We start from the raw sequence: 8,038 nt of genomic DNA, 5'->3' as shown, positions 1-8,038 counted from the left end.
CCCACACCCACGGCCACCACCCCACCACCCACCCACCCACCACCACCCACACCAACCTCCCCACCTACCCCTTCCAACACCACCACTACTGGCTGAACGCCACGAGCTCCGAACCCGCCGCCGACCTCCTCGGCGACCCGGTCGAACTCGCCGAGGACGGCGGCCTGCTGTTCTCCGGCACGCTCGACACCGCCCGGCTGCCCTGGCTCGCCGACCACGCCGTCGGCGCCGTCCCGCTGGTGCCCGGCAGCCTCCTCCTCGACCTCGCGCTGCGCGCCGGCGAGCGGGCCGACCGCCCCACCGTCGACGAGTTGACGCTGGAGGCCCCGCTGCTGCTGCCCGCCACCGGCTCCCTGGCGCTCCAACTCACCGTGGGCGCCCCGGCCTCCGACAGCCGCCGCGGCTTCACCGTCCACGCCCGGACGGCCGAGGCCGAACCCTGGACGAGGCACGCCTCGGGCACCCTCGCCGCCGCCACCGCCCCGCGGCCGGCCCCCGACGCCGCCTGGCCGCCGCCCGGCGCCGTCCCCATCGACGTGGCCGAGGTCTACGACCGGCTGGCCGCGCTCGGCTACGGCTACGGCCCGGCCTTCCGCAACCTCGAAGCCGCCTGGCAGGACGGCGGCGCGCTCCTCGCCGAGGTACAGCTCCCGGAGGAACTCACCCTCCTCGACCACGGGTTCGCGCTCCACCCGGCCCTGCTGGACGCCGCCCTGCACCTGCTCCCGGTCCGCGAGGGGCTCGGCGACACCGTCCGGCTCCCGTTCTCCTGGAGCGGCTTCACCCTGCACGCCACGGGCTCCGACCGGCTCCGGGTCCGGATCACCGAACTCCCGCACGGCGGGGTCTCGCTGGCGCTCACCGACCCGACCGGCGCCCCGGTCGCCGAGGCCGAGTCACTCGACCTGCGCACGCTTCCCGCCGACGCCCTGAGCGGCGCCGCCGCCCGGACCAGGTCGGCCGCCGACCCGCTGTACGGGATCGACTGGACCGAGCTCACGCCGGCCCCCGCGGCGGCCGGCGCGACCGGCGCGACCGAGCCCACCGTCATCCGGATCGAGGCGTCCGGCTCGGCCCGCGCGGCCGCCCACCGGGCCCTGGCCGCCGTCCAGGAGTGGCTGGCCCAGGACCACCCGGAGGGGGCCCGACTGGCCGTCCTCACCAGCGGCGCGGTCGCGGTCACGGCGGGCGAGGAGGTGCCCGGACTCGACGAGTCCACGGCCTGGGGCCTGGTGCGGACGGCGCAGTCCGAGCACCCCGGCCGCTTCCTCCTCCTCGACACCGACCACACCCCCGCCTCCACCACCGCACTCCACACCGCCCTCACCACCGCCCTCACCACCAACGAACCCCAACTCGCCCTCCGCAACGGCCGCCTGCACACCCCCCGCCTCACCACCACCCCCACACCCACCACACCCACCACCACCCTCAACCCCCACGGCACCGTCCTCCTCACCGGAGCCACCGGCGCCCTCGGCACCCTCATCGCCCACCACCTCATCACCCACCACCACATCACCCACCTCCACCTCACCAGCCGACGCGGCCCCGACGCCCCCGGCGCCCACCAACTCCGCACCCAACTCGAAGAACTCGGCGCCACCGTCACCCTCACCGCCTGCGACACCACCGACCCCCAAGCCCTCACCCACCTCCTCACCACCATCCCCACCACCCACCCCCTCACCGCCGTCATCCACGCCGCAGGCGTCCTCGACGACGGCCTGCTCGCCGACCTCACCCCCGAGCGGCTGGACACCGTCCTGCGTCCCAAGGTCGACGCCGCGCGGCACCTGCACGAGCTCACCCGCGAGCTCGACCTGGACGCCTTCGTGCTGTTCTCCTCCGTCACCGGCACCACCGGCACCGCCGGACAGGCCAACTACGCCGCCGCCAACGCCTACCTCGACACCCTGGCGGCCCACCGCCACGCCCTCGGCCTGCCCGCCACCTCCCTCGCCTGGGGCCTCTGGGAGTCGGACGGCATGGGCGCCGCCCTCAGCGCGGCCGACCTGGCCCGGCTCGCCCGGACGGGCATCGCACCGCTGCCGACCGAGCAGGCCCTGCGACTGTTCGACGAGGCGCTCGCCTCCGACCGCCCCCTGCTCGTCCCGGCCCGCTTCACCACCGGCGCGCTCGCCGCCCCCGGCGCCGAGGTGCCCGCACCGCTGCGCTCCCTGGTCCGACCGGCCCGCCGCCGCGCGGTGGCGGCGGCCCCCGCCCCCGAGGCGGACTCCCTCGCCCAGCGGCTCGCCGGACTCCCGGCCGCCGACGCGGACCGGCTGCTGCTGGACCTGGTCCGCACCACCACGGCCACCGTGCTCGGCCACGGCGACCCCGGCACCGTCCACGAGGGGCGCGCCTTCACCGACCTGGGCTTCGACTCGCTCACCGCCGTCGACCTGCGCAACCGCCTCGGCGCGGTCACCGGTCTGCGGCTGCCCACCACCCTGGTCTTCGACCACCCCACTCCGGCCGCGCTCACCGACCTGCTCCGCACCGAACTCCTCGGCGACCGGCCGCTCCCGGCCGCCGAGGAGCCCGCGACCCGGGCGACCGGCACCGAGGACGACCCGATCGCGATCGTGGCCATGGCCTGCCGCTACCCGGGCGGTGTCACCACCCCCGAGGAGCTGTGGCAGCTGGTGGCCGAGGGCCGGGACGCCGTCTCGGCGTTCCCCACCGACCGCGGCTGGGACCTCGACGCGCTCTACGACCCGGACGCCGGGCGCCCCGGCACCTCGTACACCCGCCAGGGCGGATTCCTGTACGACGCAGCGGAGTTCGACCCCGAGTTCTTCGGCATCAGCCCGCGCGAGGCCCTCACCACCGACCCGCAGCAGCGACTGCTGCTCGAAACCGCCTGGGAGGCCTTCGAGCGCGCCGGCCTCGACCCGGCCGTGCTGCGCGGCTCGCGCACCGGCGTCTTCACCGGCGTCATGTACAACGACTACGGCGCCCGGCTGCACCAGGCGCCCACCGCGCCGGAGGGCTTCGAGGGGTACCTGGTCAGCGGCAGCGCGGGCAGCGTGGCCTCCGGCCGGGTCTCGTACACCTTCGGCCTGGAGGGGCCGGCCGTCACCGTCGACACCGCCTGCTCCTCCTCGCTGGTCGCCCTGCACCTGGCGGCCCAGTCCCTGCGCCAGGGCGAGTGCGACCTCGCACTGGCCGGCGGCGTCACCGTGATGGCCAGCCCGGCGACCTTCGTCGAGTTCAGCCGCCAGCGCGGCCTGTCCGCCGACGGCCGCTGCAAGCCCTTCGCGGCCGCCGCCGACGGCACCGGCTGGGCCGAGGGCGCCGGTCTCCTGCTGGTAGAGCGGCTCTCCGACGCCCGCCGCAACGGGCACCCGGTCCTCGCCCTGCTGCGCGGCTCCGCGATCAACCAGGACGGCGCCAGCAACGGCCTCACCGCCCCCAACGGCCCCGCCCAGCAGCGGGTCATCCGGCAGGCCCTGGCCGGCGCCGGGCTCGCCCCGGCGGACGTGGACGCGGTGGAGGCGCACGGCACCGGCACCCGGCTCGGCGACCCGATCGAGGCACAGGCCCTGATCGCCGTCTACGGGCAGCACCGGCCGGCCGAACGTCCGCTGCTCCTGGGCTCGTTGAAGTCCAACATCGGCCACACCCAGGCCGCCGCCGGCGTGGCGGGCGTGATCAAGACAGTGCTGGCGATGCGGCACGGCGTGCTGCCGAAGAGCCTGCACATCGACGAACCGACCCCGCACGTCGACTGGTCGGCGGGCGCCGTCACCCTGCTCGCCGAACCGACCGCCTGGCCCGAGGCCGACCGCCCGCGCCGGGCCGCCGTCTCCTCCTTCGGCATCAGCGGCACCAACGCACACGTCATCCTGGAGCAGGCACCTGCGCACGACGCGCCCCAGGCGCCGGCCGGCCCGCAGCCCTGGCTGCTCTCCGGACGCACGCCGCAGGCCCTGCGCGCCCGCGCCGACCGGCTCGCCCGCCACCTCGCGGAGCACCCGGACGTCCCGCTGGGCGCGGTGGCCCGGGCGCTGGCCACCGGCCCGGCCGCCCAGGAGTACCGGACCGGCTTCGTCGCCGCGACGGCCGAGGAGGCGCTGCACGCCCTCGCCGCACCGACCGGCGACACCCCCGCGCCCGCCGCCCTGCGGACGGCCTTCCTGTTCACCGGCCAGGGCAGCCAGCGCGTCGGCGCCGGTCGCGAACTCCACGCCGCACAGCCGCGGTTCGCCGCCGCCTTCGACGCCGCGCTGGCCGCGCTGGACCGGCACCTGGACCGCCCGCTGCGCGACATCGTCTTCGCGGAGCCCGGCACGCCCGAGGCCGCGCTGCTGGACGAGACCCGCTACACCCAGCCCGCCCTGTTCGCCCTGGAGACGGCGCTGTTCCGGCTGTTGGAGCACTGGGGTGTCCGGGCGGACGCCCTGCTCGGCCACTCGATCGGCTCGATCGCCGCCGCCCACGCGGCCGGCGTGCTCTCCCTGGCGGACGCGGCGACCCTGGTCACCGCGCGGGGCCGGCTGATGCAGGCCCTGCCGGCGGGCGGCGCCATGGCGGCGCTCTCGCTGGACGAGCAGGCGACCGCCGAACTCCTGGCCGCGGTCGGCGGAGCGGTCGGCATCGCCGCCGTGAACGGCCCCCGGTCGACGGTCGTCTCCGGCGAGGAGTCCGCCGTGCTCGCGGTGTCCGCCCGGGCCGCCGAACTCGGCGCCCGGACCAGGCGACTGACGGTCAGTCACGCCTTCCACTCCCCGCTCATGGAGCCGATGCTGGCGGAGTTCCGGGAGCTGGTGGCGGGGCTGGAGTTCCACCCGCCGCGGATCCCGGTCGTCTCCGACCTCACCGGACGGCTCGCCACCGCCGAGGAGTTGGCCTCGCCCGAGTACTGGGTGCGGCACGTCCGCGAGGCCGTCCGCTTCGCCGACGGCCTGCGCACCCTGCACGGGGACGGGATCGGCGTCTACCTGGAGCTCGGTCCGGACGCGGTGCTCGCCACCATGGCCGCCGACACCCTGCCGGACGCCGTCCTGCTCCCCCTCCTGCGCCGCGACCGGCCGGAGCCGGTGGCCGTCCCGCAGGCGCTCGCCGCGCTGCACACGGCCGGCGGCACGGTCGACTGGCCCGCGTACTTCGGCACCGGACCTGACGGCCCGAACGACCCGAACGGCCCGGACCTCCCGGACGGGTCCGACCGGCCCGTCGGCGCGCGGCCCGAGCTGCCCACCTACCCGTTCCAGCGCGAGCGGTACTGGCTGGACGCCCCGGCCGCGCCCCTCGGCGGGGACCTCGGCCGGGCCGGCCTCGGCGCCACCGACCACCCGCTGCTCGGCGCCGCCGTCGAACTCGCCGACGGCTCCGGCACCGTCCACACCGGCCGCCTCTCCCTGGCGACCCACCCGTGGCTGGCCGAGCACGCCGTCCTCGGGACGGTGCTCCTGCCGGGCACGGCCCTGCTCGAACTCGCCCTCCACGCGGGCGCCCGGGCCGGCAGCCCGGCGGTCGAGGAGCTGACGCTCCAGGCGCCGCTGCTCCTCCCCGAGGAGGGCGCCGTCCAGCTCCAGGTCACCGTGGGGGCCGCCGACCAGGAGGGCCGGCGGACCGTCGCCGTGCACGCCAGGGAGGACGGCACCGAGCAGCCGTGGACCGCCCACGCCACCGGCCTGCTGGCCCCCGAGTCCCCGGACAGCCCGGACACTCCGGTACCCGCGAGCGGCGGCTCGGCCGACTGGCCGCCCACCGACGCGGAGCCCGTGGAACTCGCTGACGCCTACCGGCAGTTGGCCGACCACGGGTACACCTACGGTCCGCTGTTCCAGGGCCTGCGGGCCGCCTGGCGGCGCGACGCCGCCTGGTGGGCCGAGGTCGAACTGCCCGCCGGAGCCCCGGACGCCCCGTTCACCGTCCACCCCGCCCTGCTCGACGCGGCGCTGCACCCGCTGGCCCTCGCCGGACCGGGCGCGTCCGGCGGGCTGCCCGTGCCGTTCTCCTGGCACGACGTCCGGCTGCACGCCACCGGAGCCCGGGCGCTACGGGTCGAGTTGACCCCGGCGGGCGGCGCTTCGGACCGCACCGCGCTGCTGCTGACGGACACCGCCGGCGCACCCGTGCTCTCCGCCGGGGCGCTGGCCGTCCGCGAGACCGACCCGGCCCGGCTCACCGCCGGCCGCCGCACCACCCGCAACCTGTACCGGGTCGAGTGGGTGCCCGTACCGGTCACGGCGGGCAGCGGCTCCGAACGGCCGGTGCCGTACGACGAGGCCGTCCGCCTGGTCGAGGCCGGCGCCCAGCCGCCGAGGATCGTGCTGACGGAGGTCGCGGAGCAGCCCTCGGCCTACGAGGTGCTCGGCGAGCTGCGCGGCTGGCTGGCCGACGAGCGCTTCGACGGCTCCCGGCTGGTACTGGTGACCCGGCACGCGACGGCCGTCGAGGCGGACGAACCGGTGGACGGGCTGGCCCAGTCGGTGGTCTGGGGCCTGGTGCGGACGGCGCAGTCCGAGCACCCCGGCCGCTTCCTCCTCCTCGACACCGACCACACCCCCGCCTCCACCACCGCACTCCACACCGCCCTCACCACCGCCCTCACCACCAACGAACCCCAACTCGCCCTCCGCAACGGCCGCCTGCACACCCCCCGCCTCACCACCACCCCCACACCCACCACACCCACCACCACCCTCAACCCCCACGGCACCGTCCTCCTCACCGGAGCCACCGGCGCCCTCGGCACCCTCATCGCCCACCACCTCATCACCCACCACCACATCACCCACCTCCACCTCACCAGCCGACGCGGCCCCGACGCCCCCGGCGCCCACCAACTCCGCACCCAACTCGAAGAACTCGGCGCCACCGTCACCCTCACCGCCTGCGACACCACCGACCCCCAAGCCCTCACCCACCTCCTCACCACCATCCCCACCACCCACCCCCTCACCGCCGTCATCCACGCCGCAGGCGTCACGGCGGATGCCACGCTGGACTCGCTGACCGAGGACGCGTTCGAGCAGGTGCTCCGGCCGAAGGCGGAGGCGGCCCGGCACCTGCACGAGCTCACCCGCGAGCTCGACCTGGACGCCTTCGTGCTGTTCTCCTCGATCGCGGGCGTGATCGGCAACGCGGGTCAGGCCAACTACGCGGCCGCCAACACCTATCTGGACGCGCTGGCGCAGCACCGCCGCGCCCTCGGCCTGCCGGCGAGCTCGCTCGCCTGGGGCCTGTGGGCCGAACAGGGCGGCCTCGGCGGGGCGTTGAGCAGTGCCGACCTGGCCAGGATCGCCCGGACGGGGGTGGCACCGCTCGGCATCGAGGAGGGGCTGGCCCTGTTCGACGCGGCACTCGCGGCCGGACCGGCGGCCACCGTACCGGCCCGGCTGGACCTGGCGGCGCTGGGCGCCTCGGGCGATCCCGGCCGGGTACCGCCGCTGCTGCGCGGCCTGGTGCGGGTGTCCGGGTCGGCGGGTGCCCCTGCCGCGGCGGCCGTCACCGACGCGGCGGCCGCCGGGAGGCCGTCCGGGCCGGACGCGACTCCGCCGTGGGTGCGCAAGCTCGGCGAGGCCTCGGAGGCGGACCGGCCGCGGGTCGCCCTCGACCTGGTCCGCGCGGTGATCGCCGAGGTGCTGGGCCACCCGTCCGGGCGCCCGGTCCCGGCCGACCGGGGCCTGCTGGACCTGGGCTTCGACTCGCTCACCGCCGTCGACCTGCGCAACCGCCTGGGCGCGGAGACGGGCCTGCGGCTGCCCACCACCCTGCTGTTCGACCACCCGACCGCCACCGCGCTCGCCACCCACCTGCGCGCCGAGCTGGCCGACCGCCTCCCCGGCGGGGCGGCGGCCCTGCTCGGCCGGCTGGACGAGCTGGAGGCCGCCCTGGACGGCGTCCCCGACGACGGGACCCGCGGGCGCGTCACCGCCCGTCTCGCCGCCGTGCTGGCCCGTCTCGCCCCGGCCGCCGACGCCCCCACCGAGCTCCCCACCGAGCTCGACCTGGCCGACGACGACGAGCTGTTCCGCCTCATCGAGGGCCAGCTCGGATCGGAGGAGTAGCCCGCCGCACCCCA

General features: G+C 76.7%; 1 protein-coding gene. It reads left to right on the top strand.

Translation table 11 applies throughout. From position 1 onward, the window contains the following. On the top strand, nucleotides 1-8,024 hold an 8,024-nt coding region (locus ACGFZP_RS20280; RefSeq protein WP_392934638.1), incomplete at its 5' end, for a type I polyketide synthase. Nucleotides 8,025-8,038 lie beyond the last annotated feature (14 nt).

The sequence above is a fragment of the Kitasatospora sp. NPDC048239 genome, from assembly GCF_043202015.1.
In the GTDB taxonomy this organism is placed as follows: Bacteria; Actinomycetota; Actinomycetes; order Streptomycetales; family Streptomycetaceae; genus Kitasatospora.
Note: the sequence above shows the minus strand (reverse complement) of the source record. Positions and strands in the feature narration are given on the sequence as shown.